The organism is Vibrio sp. J1-1 (assembly GCF_021728395.1).
GTDB lineage: Bacteria > Pseudomonadota > Gammaproteobacteria > Enterobacterales > Vibrionaceae > Vibrio.
Genome location: NZ_JAKKCM010000003.1, coordinates 198,377 through 214,059 on the forward strand (window position 1 = coordinate 198,377; position 15,683 = coordinate 214,059).

Here is a 15,683-nt window from a genome sequence, read left to right on the forward strand (position 1 = left end):
TATTTTTGCACCTTTTATCACTTTCTTTTGGGATTATTATCGCTATTATTCCCGCCACTTGGAAAACGCAACATAGATTGCTTATTCTGAAATATTACAAACATAGAGAGTCCCCATATGCGTAAATCACTTTTAGCTCTTAGTCTTCTAGCAGCTACTTCAGCTCCAGTTATGGCGGCTGATTACTCTGACGGCGATATCCACAAAAACGATTACAAGTGGATGCAGTTCAACCTGATGGGTGCATTTAACGAACTTCCAGGTTTCCCTGATGGCTCAAACCATGACTACCTAGAAATGGAATTTGGCGGTCGCTCTGGTATCTTCGATCTTTACGGTTACGTTGACGTATTCAACCTAACGTCAGATCCAGGCAGTGACAAAGCTGGCGCTGAAAAGATGTTCATGAAGTTCGCACCACGTATGTCTCTGGACGCATTAACGGGCAAAGATCTGTCTTTCGGCCCTGTGCAAGAGCTTTACGTTGCATCTCTCATTGAGTGGGGTGGTAACTCTGGTGTAAACAATCAGAAAATCGGTCTTGGCTCTGATGTTATGGTTCCATGGCTTGGTAAAGTAGGCGTAAACCTATACGGAACCTACAGCGGCAACGATAAAGACTGGAACGGTTACCACTTTGCAACAAACTGGTTCAAACCATTCTACTTCTTCGAAAACGGTTCATTCATTTCTTACCAAGGTTATATCGACTGGCAATTTGGTATGAAAGATGAGTACGCAAGCTCTAGCTACGGCGGCACTATGTTCAACGGCCTATACTGGCACTCAGACCGCTTTGCAGTTGGTTACGGCCTAAAAGGTTTCAAAAACATCTACGGTATCAAAGACGGCGGTGGCGTAGACTCTACTGGTTTTGGTCACTACGTAGCGGTAACTTACAAGTTCTAATAGAACCAATAAGTTTCTTCAGAAATGGCGCCCATTGGCGCCATTTTTTATTTGCTTTCCTTTTTCCCCTCATTATCCTTGCAGCAAACCTTTTTAATGAGAGCGTTTGGTGAATATTGTCATCTTAGGTCCCGGAGCTATCGGCTCACTTTGGGCAACAAAATTAAAGCAAGCAGGACACAATGTGTCTCTTTGGAGCACAAGTTCGGAAACCCAGCTTTCGTTGCAACTTGATGATTCAGTCGGTCACACTTTCCTAAATAATCACCTTCTTTCAGTAAAAAGCGCTGACTTGATTGTGGTGACAGTCAAAGCGTGGCAGGTCGAAGAAGCCATTTCTCCTCTGCTTGGGCATATCAACCCCGACACCATCGTGATGTTAATGCATAACGGTATGGGTACCGCACAACGCGTTTCTGAAACGCTTAAAAACAACCCGATCGTTTTAGCGACTACGACTCACGGTGCCTACAAACCTTGCAAACAAAAAGTGTTACATACAGGTCATGGCAACACGCAGCTAGGCGGATTCAATAATTTAGGCGAGCAATGTCAGTTTTTGCAGGAAGTGATGCATCATGCCCTACCTGAAGTGAGATGGAACCCAAATATCCATGTGGCATTGTGGACTAAACTCGCTATCAACTGTGCAATTAATCCATTAACCGCTATCCATCAATGCAAGAATGGTGCGCTCGCACAGCAGGAGTTTCAGGATACGCTGCGAAACATTACGCGCGAATTGGTTGAGGTAATGAATAAAGAAGGGATCGATACCGAGTTCGACAATTTGTTCGCGGTGATCATGCAAGTCGTCAATGCGACCGCTGAGAATTATTCTTCGATGAGACAGGATGTTTACCACCAGCGACGTACCGAAATCGACTTTATTACTGGTTATTTATTGCAAACTGCAGAGAAACACCACATCGAGACGCCTGAGAACCTCAGTCTTTACCAACGCATTAAACAGATAGAAAAAAGCTGGACAGAACAATGAGTGTAAAAATCTTAGTACCTATCGCTCCAGGTACCGAAGAAATGGAAGCCGTGACCATCATCGATATGATGGTTCGAGCTGGATATGACGTGACGGTAGCCAGTGCAGCATTCGATGGGGCTTTAACGATGAAAGCTTCTCGTGGCGTCACGCTAACCGCAGATTGCAAACTGGTCGATATCGCAGATGACGAGTTTGATGTCATTGCACTACCGGGTGGTGTCGGTGGTTCGGAAGTGTTTCGCGACAGCACAGTCATGATAGAAATCCTCAAACAACATATTTATGAAGGAAAACTGGTTGCGGCTATCTGTGCAGCTCCAGCGTTGGTGCTACAACATCATGATCTTTTCCCTAACGCCCTAATGACCTGTCACCCAAGTTTCCAGTCACACATTCCTGAAGCGAACTGGCGGAGCAAACGTGTCACTATCGATATAAACCATAACGTGATCACCAGTCAGGGGCCGGGCACAGCGTTAGAATTCGCGATGGAAGTGATCATCAAGCTCTCAGGCAAAAAGCACGCATGGACCATCGCCGAGCCTATGGTGACCATCCCGACTTTGCACTATCACAAGATTGGTGAAGAATAATGTTTGATGTCAATGCGGTTCGTCAGCAGTTTCCCGCTTTAAAGCAGTCAATCAATGACACGCCTCTGGTTTATCTTGATAGCGCCGCAACCACCCAAAAGCCTCAATGTGTGATTGATGTCATCAGTCACTATTACAGTGCTCAAAATGCCAATGTGCATCGTGGCAGTCACAGCTTAACCGCTAATGCAACCAGTCAGTTCGAAGCGGCTCGTGAAACCGTCACCCGCTTTATCGGAGCTGCCAGCTCAAAAGAGATCATCTGGACACGTGGTGCCACCGAAGCGCTCAATTTAATCGCGCAAACTTATGCCCGAAGTAATTTACAAGCGGGTGATGAGATATTGATCAGCGAAATGGAGCATCACGCCAACATTGTGCCATGGCAAATTGTTGCTGAGCAGACCGGAGCTAAAGTCGTCAAGGTTCCGATGACTTCCGACTGTCAGTTTGATTTAGAGGCGTTTAAGTCGCTTCTTTCTAAGCGCTGTAAGATCGTGGCGTGTGCACAAATCACTAACGTCACTGGCTCTCGTCAACCTATTGAAGAAATTACCACCCTGGCGCATCAGTTTGGTGCCGTTGTCGTAGTGGATGGTGCTCAAGGTATCGTGCATGAACCACTGAACCTTACTGAACTGGATATCGATTTTTACGTTTTCTCCGGACACAAACTTTATGCCCCAGCTGGGATTGGCGTGCTTTATGGCAAACTAGCCTTACTGGAAGCGATGCCGCCATGGCATGGTGGTGGGAAAATGGTAGAGAAAGTATCGTTTGAAAAAACCACCTTTTCTGCATTACCCGGAAAGTTTGAAGCGGGCACACCGAACGTCGCTGGGGCTATCGCACTCGCAAAGGCGATTGATTGGTATCAGGGGTTTGATCATCAAGAAGTGGAAGAGCACCTGCACACTTTACAAAACAAAGCCTATCAAGCGCTTAGTCAGCTGGATGATATTCACATTCTTGGCTACCAACCAAATGCATCGGTGCTGACATTTGTAATGGACGGCGTACACCATCAGGACATCGCCACACTGCTCGACCAGCAAGGTATCGCAGTACGAGCCGGACACCATTGTGCCCACCCCTTAATGGACGCACTGAAAGTGAAAGGAACAGTGCGAGTCTCGTTTGGTATTTATAACACCCTAGAAGACGTTGACAGACTCATCGCCGCAGTAGAAAAAGCCGTCGACATGCTGTAACCCAGACCACTCAATCGTAGTAACTGGTTTGGTTGCTACGATTCATTCTCAATCGTTATCACGCAGTTTCTACCATTTCGTTTTGCCATATAAAGTGCCTTGTCTGCCCTTGCATACAATCGCTTTGTCGATTCATAACCGGTAATATTCACCACGCCAACACTGACAGTTACCGGGATTTGAACGTTGTCAAACTCAAACTGATTTTTTTGGATTTGTGAACGAATTTCCTCGCCGATCTCGGTTGCCGACGACAATGAAACATCAGGCAAGATAATCGCAAACTCTTCCCCTCCCACTCTCGCGAAGGTTTCATCTTTCGTTAATAGATTGGAAACTAACTTCGCTAAAGTTTCTAGAACATAGTCACCGGCATCGTGACCTCGGTTATCATTGATACATTTGAAGAAATCGAGATCAAAAAATAACAAAGCGGCTTGATAACTTTGCGCTTCGCACTTAGTGATTTCTTCGGACACTTTTTCGAAGAAAACACGGCGATTATAGATGTTTGTTAGTTCGTCGATTTGGCTTTGATGACGGAGAAGGGTTTCAACTCGATGACGGTTAGAAATATTGCGGGTAAGGATAAGAACGACTCTGCGGCCTTGATACTTTAAATCAAGAGGACATATCTTTCCCTCATAATAAAGCATTCCCTTTGGTCCAGTGCTGGCATCAATGCCCTGAACGTTGTCGGCGGACATCTTGTATTCTATCGTAATAATACTGTCTTCAGTCAGGCAGCGATTAATCTGCTTAATAAACCAATCCGCTTGTTCTTTTTCAAGCACACTGTGCAGCGTTTCACCGACCAAACTACTGCCATCATGATAGGCGTTTCTATCTATACCACCAAAAACATCAATATAGAGACCATCTTCACTCAGTATAAAAGTGGGGTCAGGTATTCCGGATAACACGACTTGCGCATGTTCCAAAGAGAATTGCATAAAAAGAGGTTCCTAGTATTTGTACTAACTATGCCTATAAGTACTTCTACAACGGGAAATTAAAAACCACTTTAAGAATATATCTATCAGCTAATGCAGACAAATTGTAACTACAAATGTTGTGTATAAAACTCGACAGTGAGCAAGGAAGCGAGATCAATAAGCAACAATAATTAAAGCCAAAATAACCGACGTAGTACGACGGCGTATATTCCTACTTCAATACATCCCCTCGATCAGATAAAAAAGCGCCGAGTAACTTTCGCTACTCAGCGCCTTTCGGAACCAACCAAACCTTTATTTAGCGGTTTGTTTAATCTGCTCAACAATCGCTTTCAGACCGTTACCACGAGATGGACTTAAGTGTGCAATCAATCCGAGCTGCTCAAAATACGCATCGATGTCGAACGCTTGGATCTGCTCCGCTGTTTTTCCGTCAAACGCAGCCATCACCAAGGCTATCAAGCCGCGGACGATACGCGCATCAGAATCCGCACAGAAATGCCAAACGCCATCCTGCTCCAGACTAACCAGCCAAACTAAGCTTTCACAGCCTGATACCGTGACTTGTTCCGATTTCAGCTCGTCAGGCATTTGCGGCAGTTTCTTTCCCCATTGGATAACTTGGCGGTAGCGATCTTCCCAGCCTTTAAACTGCTGCATTGTCGCGACAATATCGTCACTTGTTATCTCAGAACCAAATGGTGAAACTGGAAAATCAGTCATGATGCCTACTTCTCTTTGCTATTACTTCTTATACTTTTGAATCAGCTTTTCTACAATGCGTGAAACCGCAACAAAACCGAACGTTGCTGTCACCACGGTTGCCGCGCCAAATCCGCTAGCGCAGTCCATTCGCTTAGGCCCTTCTGCAGTGGACTTAACGCCACATACCAAACCGTCCGCCTGAGGGTATTTTAGCTGCTCGGTAGAGAATACGCAGTCAATGCCAAATTTACGTGCAGGATTCTTTGGAAAGTTGTGATGACGACGTAAGGTGTCTTTAATCTTTTTGGCCAGTGGATCCTGAATCGTTTTCGTCAGATCTGCGACCATGATTTGCGTTGGGTCAACCTGACCACCCGCACCACCGGTCGTGATTACTTTGATCTTGTTACTACGGCAGTAAGCCAATAGAGAAGCTTTTGCTTTCACACTGTCGATCGCATCCAACACGTAATCATACTCTTTGCTCAAGTATTCATGTTGGTTGTCTGGCGTGATGAAATCATCAATCAGATTCACCTTACATTCTGGGTTGATCAGCTTAACGCGCTCAGCCATCACTTCAATTTTGCTTTGACCAACCGTGCCAGACATGGCATGGATTTGACGGTTAATATTCGTCACACACACATCATCCATATCAATCAGCGTCAGCTCGCCAACCCCTGTGCGCGCCAGTGCTTCTACCGCCCAAGAGCCAACGCCACCTATACCAATCACGCACACATGCGCAGCACGAAGAATTTCGACTTCGCTGTTACCATAAAGACGACGAGTGCCGCCGAAGCGTTGATTGTAGTTGTCAGAGGCCGGAGTATCGAGTTCGCGCATATTGAAATCCAGATGATCGATAGAAAAACAAAGAGTGCGATTTATACGCACTCTTTGAGAAAATGTCTAGACAAGAGAACGCTCGCCTCTCTTATCAATCGGCTATTGTATCTTTTCTGGTGATAAAGCCCAAGGCGCTTGCGTCGGCGTGTTTTCCAAACCTAGTTTCCAGACACGGCCAAAGTGTTTGTAATGTCCGGCTTCGATTCCCGCTCTTGCACCAATACCATGATAAAGATCCAGATGGTTACGTTTCACCGCACCACCAGTATCGAGGACAAGCAGAATGCGAAGTTGATGTGCGCCGCTCCAGGTTCCGTCAGCATTAAGCAGTGGTACTTCTGCTAGAACGGGGGTTCCCATTGGAAGAATTGAACGGTCGCCAGCCACTGATGCCATTGGCAGTAACGGAATGCCCGCCGCCCCTGTCACTGGCGCTTCAGCTTTAGGAGCAAAGAACACATAAGACAGGTTCTGCTCTAACAATTCACGCACAGTCGCTTCATCGTTGTTCATGACCCAATCTTTGATGGCTTTCATCGACATTTCTTCGCGTGGTACTTCACCACGCTCAATCAAAATTCGCCCGATACTCACATAAGCTTTGTTGTTCTTCCCTGCATACGCAAAGTACTCCAACGTATCATCATCTTCGAAATGCACGTAACCACTGCCCTGCACTTCCATCATAAATGGATCAATACGATTTGGGGCGTAGCCAAGTACCAGATTTTGACCGTCTAATGCACCATCGTAAATCTCGGCACGCGTCGGACAATCAGAAGAACAATTAGGCTTACCATAGACTGGATATTTAAAGATGTTGTTTGGCTGATGACGCAACTCCATCACCGGAGAGAAATAACCCGTGAACAACACGTTGCCTTTTTTGTCACCGCCACCAAGTTGCGCCGCTTGAATACCATAAGCGCTAAGCACACTAGTGTCACCACTTTGCTGAGCCCACTCACTGAGTCTGTGATATAGAGGTTGGTACATCTTCGCCATAGAGGGAGATTTAATCAAAACCTGCTCAACTTGCTTATTGAACTCGGTAAAATCGCGAGGTTTGTTCGACTCAACCACCTCTACTTTATTGAGGATTTGAGGAAACTCACCATCAATGTATTGCTGAGCAAGATCATTCTTTTGCGCACAACCAAACAGTAGGCTTAAAGTAACAATAGGAAGGAGTTGTTTTAGCACGTGATTATTCCGTAATAAAAGATAGCAAAAGGATGGCAAACAAAGACAGGCAACGCAATTGAAAAGCCGCGTCAAAGTGTTTCAAAACTAGGTCAATGATTCTACCTGCTGCCATTTCATCCAATTAGTTTCGAATTAACAATATGATAGCAGGGGAATGAATACACATTTGTCCAGAAAGTGTTTGAAAATAAGTTATTTGAGCCGTACTAAAATTGAAATAGCGTGAATCTGGCATTTAATGCAGGGTTCTGTTGGCGCTTCCTTCTAAACGAAAAGTTGGCAGATAATGCACGTTAGCGTCTAACTTCATTTCTGTGTGTTGCTGTCCAGTAAACCTAAATCGGCGAACACTCGAGCCAAGCTTATAAGACAAAGCATCACCATCGAATTCAAAATCAGTCGCAACTGTAGAACCATTAACCGTAACGCCCCTTTCACTTAACTCAAAAACCTCACGAGCGTACGGTGCAACCTCCTGCTCTACCCATTTGCCATATATAATTGATTTTCCAACAGGCGGATTGATATAACGAGAAATCAAATCACTGTACAACATACCAGCGATGATTATACCAACCACTACGGTAAGCATCAGAAAGCGCTCTGCTCCTTTCCGAAGTTTGGATTTTTTTGATGAGTCTGATTGGGGCTGAGTAGTAATCGTAGCATTCCTATCTAGGGCTAAAGAAGTGATGACCACTGTTAGCGGAAATATTGAAGCATTTTATCCCCCATCCTATTATTCCCCAAAGGAGCACTCTCCATATATTTGTCCTTTATTCCAAAAAATTCACCTTGCCATAAGGTGAATAAAAAGACATTATTTAAGCATAAATAAACACAAGGAATGGCTGTAGTGAAAATTCGTAGTACCGCACTCGTTAAAGGGTTCCGCCAATCAACCCCCTATGTTAATGCACACCGTGGTAAAACCATGGTGATCATGCTCGGTGGAGAAGCGGTCGCCCACAACAACTTTGGAAACATTATCAATGATATTGCTTTAATGCATAGTCTTGGCATTAAAGTGGTGGTGGTTTATGGCGCACGTCCGCAAATTAACCAATTATTGGTAAAACAAAACCTTACTACGCCATACCACAAAGACATCCGAATTACTGATGAAGAAGCCTTATCAGTAGTTATGCAAGCCGCAGGGCAACTGCAGCTGGCGATTACTGCACGCCTTTCCATGAGCCTGAACAATACACCTATGGCGGGTACAGAGCTAAGTGTTGTATCTGGTAACTATATTATCGCCCAACCTCTCGGCGTCGATGATGGTGTCGACTACTGCCACAGTGGGCGTATTCGCCGCATTGACACCGACGCGATTAATCGCACTCTGGACCAAGGCTCAATTGTTCTGCTTGGCCCAATCGCTAGTTCCGTCACGGGTGAGTGTTTCAATTTGCTTTCTGAAGAAGTCGCCACGCAGCTTGCGATTAAATTAGGCGCGGACAAGTTGATAGGCTTCTGCTCTGAGCAAGGTGTTATTGATGACAATGGCAATGCGGTCGCTGAACTACTTCCTATCGAGGCCGAGCATGTCATCAAAACCTTAACGGAAAACAGCTCACCAGATTCAGACTACAACACAGGTACTCTGCGTTTCTTGAAAGGCTCGATTGCAGCCTGTCGTGCTGGCGTGCCGCGTAGCCATTTGATCAGTTATAAAGTCGACGGCGCATTAATTCAGGAACTCTTCTCTTTCGATGGTATTGGTACTCAAGTGGTCATGGCGAGCGCAGAGCAAGTGCGCCAAGCCAATATCGACGACATTGGCGGGATTTTAGACTTAATCCGTCCACTGGAAGAACAAGGTGTATTAGTAAGACGTTCTCGTGAGCAACTGGAACAAGAGATTGGTAAATTCACCATCATCGAAAAAGATGGGCTGATCATTGGTTGCGCCGCCTTATATCCATACGTCGAAGAGCGCAAAGCGGAAATGGCCTGCGTCGCAATTCATCCTGATTACCGCGACGGCAACCGCGGGTTACTACTACTGAACTATATGAAGCACCGTTCAAAGTCAGAGAACATCAATCAGATCTTCGTGCTGACCACACACAGCCTGCATTGGTTCAGAGAACAGGGTTTCTACGAAGTGAGTGTCGATTACTTACCGGGGGCCAAGCAAGGCTTATACAACTTCCAGCGTAAATCAAAAATCTTAGCTTTGGATTTATAAACATTAAAAAGACCGAGTGCATACTCGGTCTTTTAGTTTTTAGTTGGCTAGTCGCTGCACTAATCCACTGGCTCGAGTGGTTTTAACCTTTATTCCTCGTTTAAGCACGTTCAGCTCCGCGTACAGCGCTAACCGTTTCTTGGCACGGGTTATTCCTGTGTAAATCAATTCGCGGGTTAAAATTGGGCTAAAGTCTGGCGGCAAAATCATCAGGGTGTACTCGAATTCACTGCCTTGCGATTTATGTATCGTCATGGCGTAGGCAGTTTCGTGCTCAGGCACTCTGCTTGGCAATACCGATTTCACACTGCCATCTGGTAGCTCGAAAAACACTTTTAAGCGTGGTTCTTCTTCGCTGTCATCTCGCATGCAAATACCTATATCACCGTTATACAAGCCCAAACCGTGATCATTGCGCGTGACCATCACTGGCCTGCCGTGATACCAAATCTCATCCTGCACCTTAATTAACTTACGCGCTGCAAGTGCTTTCTCTATACGCTGGTTTAACCCTGCCACACCGAAGTCACCTTCGCGAATCGCACACAGAAGGCGGCATTGGTTAAACGTATCTAATACTGCTTTTGCTTTTCGGGTTAACGATTCAGACTCTCCGGTATTTAGATCGATCTCGGTTTGGCTGATGCGCTTCAGATAGCGACCGTATTCTTGTACTAACGTCTGCATCATCTGATTGTAGTTTTCACTACTCAGAGGAAAGTGTTCAATATCTGAATAGTCACGGGCCCAGACATTGTCGACCTTTGCAGCAGATCCTAAATTAACCGCTTTGGCTAGCTGACCAATCCCCGAACGCGCATCAAATCGATAACTCTTTTGCAGCATACACAGACTATCAGCAATGCTGGGTGCACTATTGCTGCTGTGGGCCAAGGTGTCAAAACCGGTCAGCTTTGCGATGGCCGAAGCCTGCTCTTTGCCATAACCCAAAGCGTGGAACGAACAAATATCGCCTAACACAGCCCCTGCTTCTACCGAGGCGAGCTGATCTTTATCCCCAAGCAGAATCAGCCGGGCATGTTTCGGTAATGCATCGACCACTTTGTACATCATGGGTAAATCGACCATCGACGCTTCATCTATGACTAAGATATCCAGATGCAGTGGATTCTGCTTGTTATGACGAAACTCCGCACTGTTTGGAATCGCGCCCAACAAGCGATGCAATGTGCTCGATTCAGTCGGGATTTTGGCTTTCAACTCAGGAGAAACCGGTAGTTCTTGCACCGCTTTACCAATCGACTCCGTTAACCGCGCTGCGGCTTTACCCGTTGGGGCCACCAGCTTTATGGTCAGGTTTTTCTCTTGCGCAGCCTGCTCAATCAAAGCGGCAAGCAATTTGGTTACCGTGGTCGTTTTACCAGTTCCCGGCCCGCCAGAAATCACTGCAAAGCGACGGGTTAACGCTACCGCCGCCGCAACTTTTTGCCAGTTTACACAAGCAGATAGAGGAACTAGGTCATCCAGAAATTGTAAGTCCTGAACTTTATTAGCTTGGTTTAAAATCGCATCAATCGCTGGCCAATCCAACGCATCGCTTGCGACAATATCAAGATGATCACACACCAATTGCTGGCGCAGAACTTGGTTGTTACTCCCCGCTTCATTGGCTTTCACTAACGCATTAAAAAGAAAATGATATTGCCGCGCAAACAAATGGTTAAGCAGCTCAGATAATCGCGCAAACTCTTGGGGCAGTAAGCTAACCGCAGCACCCAACTGATTGAGTTTCTCCGCCAGTGTCACTTCATAGTGCCAATAACGGTGCAAATACAGACGTTCACCATCGAACATTAGCGGCAAAGCTTCTCCCTGAGTTCCGACTAGCGCTGAGCTTTGCAATAATTGGATCCAGTCAATACCTTGCAATTGGGTGTTGAGCGTTAATGCTGCCTCACCGAACAACCCTAACTTACTAGCAAAATCAGTAGGCTGACCTTGCACATCAAACAGAGGCAAGCAGATATGACCTTTACCGAGCTCACTACTGACGACACCTGCAATAAACGCCAATGCCTGACCATCGGTTGACTTCTCACCTTGCGCATCATCAGTCTGAGCATAAAGAAAACGTGCGAATTGGTAGTCGAGCTGACGAATAGCACCTTTGTGTGCCAAACGTTCAAGCGTTGTTATCAGGCTTTCATGGTCAGAGTGAAGATTGTGATTGATCGTCATTAAAGTAGCTCCATCTGCCCAGCTTGAGTGGATCGCGTTTCCAACGTTTGACCATCAATCAAACGATCCATCTCCTGTAAAAACTCTAGCGTTGGTTTGGCGGCAAAAATACCGTGATCGCTTTGCCCGTCCATACCACGTAAGAACAAGTAATACACCCCGCCAAAGTGTTGTTCATATTGGTAATTGGCCAGTCGGCTGCGTAAGAAACGATGCAGCGCTAAAGCGTAAATCTGATATTGTAAATCGTAGCGGTGATCCGCCATGGCAGATTTCAGTGCTTCACCGTGGTAATTAGTCACATCGTCGCCAAGATGATTCGATTTCCAGTCCAGTACGTAGTACTTGCCCTGATGTTCAAAGACCAAGTCGATAAAGCCTTTTAGCATGCCTTGCACGGTTTGAAAGCCTAAATCCCCCGCTTTTGCAGATAATGGATCGTGGCGCTGAATCACGCGGTTCAGGGCTGGTGCTGACAAGACTTCAATCGGCAGCAAAAATTCCATCTCCACTAGGCGCTGTGATGGTGCTTTTTGATTAAGTAGCAAAGACTTACCATCTAGCGGTGTGGCAAGCACAGTATCAATCAATTGCTGCAGAATTGGCAGCCACTCTTCATCCAACTGTTCACTTTCCATCAACTCAAGGATGATGTGCGTATTCTCTTCGGTCGTTGCTGGCTGAGTAAACTCAATTTCCTCAAACAAGCTGTGCAGGAAGGTACCCGGACGAGCGCCACGCGGAAAAGTAAAAATAGAGCGATCTGGTTCAACCAAATCCGCGTCGTCATGCTCATCAGAAGAGTCGATATCAAAACCAGTTATCTCAATCGTGGCGTCGTGCTGGGCATGATGAGAACCTTGCTTTACCAAGCCAGAATAACTGGTGATGCGCCAGTTTCTGTCGATTGGGTTTTGTAACTCTTTAGCCGTCAGGTCATGCACTTCTTCTTGTGGTGCCACGTACATGTCATCCAGCTGTTGCGGCGGTTCAGTCACAACGACGTACTCGAGATTGTCTTGTTGCTTTGTTAAACCTTGGTGCAACTCGTTGATGCCACCCTCTTGACCGTTTTGTACCAAATAGCCGATCGCGCTGCGGTGAACGCCGGTTGGTTCTTTGGTTGAACGTCCGTTTCGCAAAGGTGAAGCACCGATAAAGCAGGCATACACGGCGCGCGTTAACGCAACGTAAATCAAGCGTAAGTCTTCAGCGAGGCGCTCTTTGTCTGCTTGCTGCATTGATGCATCATTGTCAGTGATATCCAGTACGGTACGATCATTGGCCGCATCGTAATACTTAGCTTCACTGGCTTCTCGGTAGCTGAATACAAATGGTAGGAAAACCAGGTCGTACTCCAGTCCTTTAGATTTGTGAATAGTCACGATCTGTACCAAGTTACGTTCAGATTCCAAACGTTGGATTTGATCATCACTGCCACCCAAACCATTTTCCGCATCACTGATAGACTGAGCCAGCCAGCGCAGCAGGCCATGGTCGCTGTCCAGTTCATTACTGGCTTGCTGAAGTAGCTCACCAATGTGCATTAAATCGGTAAGTACTCGCTCACCATTTTCTCCTTGTGCGCTTGCACCTTCTTCTAGCAATCGTTCGGCAATATGACGTTTGCTGATCACCGCACGCAGCATAGGTAGTACACCACGCTGAACCCAGAGTTTGCGATACTCTTTGAACTCATTAACCGCGTTTTCCCATACAATTTCATCGTTATTGAGTGCATCCAGACTGGCGGCATCCAGCGCAAACAGTTCTGATGCTAGGCTCGCACGCAACGCTCTGTCATTTTCTGGAGTCAGCACCGCTTGTAGAAGGCGCTGCAGATCTTGAGCTACCGAGCTAGTAAACACGCTGTCTCGGTTAGACAAATACACACTGGCAATACCTTGATCTGCCAACGCTTGTTTAATCATTCGACCTTCGTTACCAGTACGAACCAGTACCGCAATGTCACCGGCTTGAACGGCTTTGTGCTTTTCTCCATTCACCAGACACGCTTGCCCCTGCTGAGCCTGAGTCAAAATCGTTTGGATTTGGCTCGCTGTTGCCTCCGCCATTCGAGTCAAATATTCGCCTTTTGGTAACGGTTTATCGTCAGCGTTTTGCAGCCAGTAGGTCAGTGCTGGTTGCTTTTTACCACCCATGGTCCAAATGCGTTTTTCGGCATTTGGGCTGTAGTTTACTGGTAAGAACGGAATGTCCGAGTCATAGATAAACGGACTGTCTGGTAAGGTGAACACTTGATTCACCGCCTGAACCATATCGGCGCTAGAACGCCAGTTAGTCCCTAGCGTATAGTGGGCACTTACTTGGTTTCGCGCTTTGATATAAGTAAAAATGTCTGCGCCACGGAAACCATAGATCGCCTGTTTCGGGTCGCCGATCATAAACAGACCGCATTCTGGGTTATCCAAATAAATACGACTGAAAATACTGTACTGCAAAGGGTCAGTATCTTGGAATTCGTCAATCATCGCGACGGGATACAAGGTACGAATTCGCTCGGCAAGAAGTTCACTTTCATCGGTATCGATAGAGGCGGAAAGCTGAGTCAGCAGGTCATCGAACGAAAGCCACTGCTTCTGATTTTTCGCGTTGGCTAGCATCACCCGGCAATGCTCTATCGCATGGGCAAGTAATGGAGCTTTTAAGCTGATTGGGTTCGCAAGAAAAGCTTCAATAGCTGCAAAAACAGCGTGCTGCGGTGCATTGCCTTTGGGTGTTTTTTCCAACAGAATATTTTGAGCAAACTTCTCCAGTTTATCTGGATAATCATAACCTGTGGTTTCCGTTGCTGCCCAAGCGTTCACGACCTCTAGCCAGGTCGGCAGAGATTTTTTGGTGTAGCTGCGTTTGTTAATGTCGGAATCCGAAATAAGCGCTAAGAAATCATCCTGACTTTCTCGCCACAGCGTTTTCAGCTCATCGATTTTTTTCAGGTTCTCAGAATGCAAATCAGCCAGGTCACCTTGCATTGCGGGTACCGACAAACTTAACGGCGCACCTGTTAGATATTTACTGATGTCAGACAATAATGCAGCAGGTGAACCCCACAACTGACGAACTTCTCCAGCTAAAGTAAACGGCAACGGGTAGAAGTTTCGACGCCAGTAGTCAGCGACCACCTGAGCTTTAAGGTGACTTTCATCCGTCACGAACTCGTTATTAAATCGACTGCCAGATTCAAAAGCATTTTGCGTCAGCATACGTTGACAGAAACCGTGAATGGTGTAGACCGCAGCCTCATCCATTTGACGCTCTGCCTGCAGAAGTATTTCAGCGGCTTGCTTGTGATCATCGAACTCACTAAGCAAAGGCTGGATGACTGGATCAGAGCTCTGTCCGCGAGCAAAAGCGATACGCGCATCATGAATTCTCGCCCTGATACGGTCTCGCAATTCCGCGGTTGCCGCTTCAGTAAAGGTTACGACCAGAATCTGATCGACGGTAAGCGGGACGCGATGCTTTGTCTCAGCATTACCGTGGCCAAGCAGAAGACGCAGGTATAAACCCGCAATGGTAAAGGTTTTGCCCGTACCTGCTGATGCCTCGATTAGCCTCGCACCATGCAAGGGAAACGTCATCGGTTCTAGTGACGTTGGTCGTGGTTGCGCACAGGCTTCTAGCTTATGGTTAGGTAGTTCTGCACCTGACATTTGATCCATAACGCTGAATCTCTCCGGATTATCAACTGATAGAAGTGTGATCTATCGTAAAAAATTCTATTTATATATTTAACATGTTGGATAATTTAGAACTTTGTGGGATCTTTCTCACGGTTATCCATCCAGTGTACCGTTAGTATGCGCCTCACGAGATAAGCCAAGCCTTTCAGGC

Annotated in this window: 12 protein-coding genes; 5 read left to right on the top strand and 7 right to left on the bottom strand. The window is 46.3% G+C overall.

The window, feature by feature from the left end:
- The first annotated feature begins 117 nt into the window (after positions 1 to 117).
- The 4 genes from L3V31_RS05825 (at position 118) to csdA (ending at position 3,716) form a co-directional block, all read left to right on the top strand.
- Positions 118 to 909: an outer membrane protein OmpK gene (locus L3V31_RS05825; RefSeq protein ID WP_237315179.1), complete on the top strand. Its 792-nt coding sequence runs from the start codon at positions 118 to 120 to the stop codon at positions 907 to 909.
- A gap of 109 nt (positions 910 to 1,018) precedes the next feature.
- Positions 1,019 to 1,909 carry a 2-dehydropantoate 2-reductase gene (gene panE, locus L3V31_RS05830; RefSeq protein ID WP_237315180.1) on the top strand — a complete coding sequence of 297 codons (891 nt, stop codon included), beginning with the start codon at positions 1,019 to 1,021 and terminating at the stop codon, positions 1,907 to 1,909.
- Complete coding sequence (locus tag L3V31_RS05835) at positions 1,906 to 2,505, top strand: DJ-1 family glyoxalase III (RefSeq protein WP_237315181.1); 600 nt, start codon at positions 1,906 to 1,908, stop codon at positions 2,503 to 2,505. The genes panE and L3V31_RS05835 overlap by 4 nt, the downstream gene beginning before the upstream one ends.
- Positions 2,505 to 3,716: a cysteine desulfurase CsdA gene (gene csdA / locus L3V31_RS05840; RefSeq protein ID WP_237315182.1), complete on the top strand. Its 1,212-nt coding sequence runs from the start codon at positions 2,505 to 2,507 to the stop codon at positions 3,714 to 3,716. The genes L3V31_RS05835 and csdA overlap by 1 nt, the downstream gene beginning before the upstream one ends.
- 35 nt (positions 3,717 to 3,751) lie before the next feature.
- Here csdA and L3V31_RS05845 read toward each other — a convergent pair whose 3' ends face one another.
- From L3V31_RS05845 to L3V31_RS05865, 5 genes are all read right to left on the bottom strand, one after another.
- Positions 3,752 to 4,669: a sensor domain-containing diguanylate cyclase gene (locus L3V31_RS05845; RefSeq protein WP_237315183.1), complete on the bottom strand. Its 918-nt coding sequence runs from the start codon at positions 4,667 to 4,669 to the stop codon at positions 3,752 to 3,754.
- A 297-nt stretch (positions 4,670 to 4,966) separates the two neighbouring features.
- Positions 4,967 to 5,395: a cysteine desulfurase sulfur acceptor subunit CsdE gene (gene csdE / locus L3V31_RS05850; RefSeq protein WP_237315184.1), complete on the bottom strand. Its 429-nt coding sequence runs from the start codon at positions 5,393 to 5,395 to the stop codon at positions 4,967 to 4,969.
- Between the two features lie 21 nt (positions 5,396 to 5,416).
- Positions 5,417 to 6,226, bottom strand: a complete 810-nt coding sequence (gene tcdA, locus L3V31_RS05855; RefSeq protein ID WP_237315185.1) for a tRNA cyclic N6-threonylcarbamoyladenosine(37) synthase TcdA — start codon at positions 6,224 to 6,226, stop codon at positions 5,417 to 5,419.
- Positions 6,227 to 6,328: 102 nt separating this feature from the next.
- Complete coding sequence (gene mltA, locus L3V31_RS05860; RefSeq protein WP_237315186.1) at positions 6,329 to 7,432, bottom strand: murein transglycosylase A; 1,104 nt, start codon at positions 7,430 to 7,432, stop codon at positions 6,329 to 6,331.
- A 238-nt stretch (positions 7,433 to 7,670) separates the two neighbouring features.
- Positions 7,671 to 8,027, bottom strand: coding sequence for a DUF2850 domain-containing protein (locus L3V31_RS05865; protein WP_237315187.1), 357 nt, complete (start codon positions 8,025 to 8,027; stop codon positions 7,671 to 7,673).
- Positions 8,028 to 8,291: 264 nt separating this feature from the next.
- On the opposite strand from L3V31_RS05865, the gene argA reads away from it, so the two are divergent.
- Positions 8,292 to 9,629, top strand: coding sequence for an amino-acid N-acetyltransferase (gene argA, locus L3V31_RS05870; protein WP_237315188.1), 1,338 nt, complete (start codon positions 8,292 to 8,294; stop codon positions 9,627 to 9,629).
- A gap of 39 nt (positions 9,630 to 9,668) precedes the next feature.
- Here argA and recD read toward each other — a convergent pair whose 3' ends face one another.
- A complete protein-coding gene (gene recD, locus L3V31_RS05875) occupies positions 9,669 to 11,828 on the bottom strand; it encodes an exodeoxyribonuclease V subunit alpha (RefSeq protein WP_237315189.1) in 2,160 nt (719 codons plus the stop codon).
- Positions 11,828 to 15,502, bottom strand: coding sequence for an exodeoxyribonuclease V subunit beta (gene recB / locus L3V31_RS05880; RefSeq protein WP_237315396.1), 3,675 nt, complete (start codon positions 15,500 to 15,502; stop codon positions 11,828 to 11,830). The genes recD and recB overlap by 1 nt, the downstream gene beginning before the upstream one ends.
- Positions 15,503 to 15,683 lie beyond the last annotated feature (181 nt).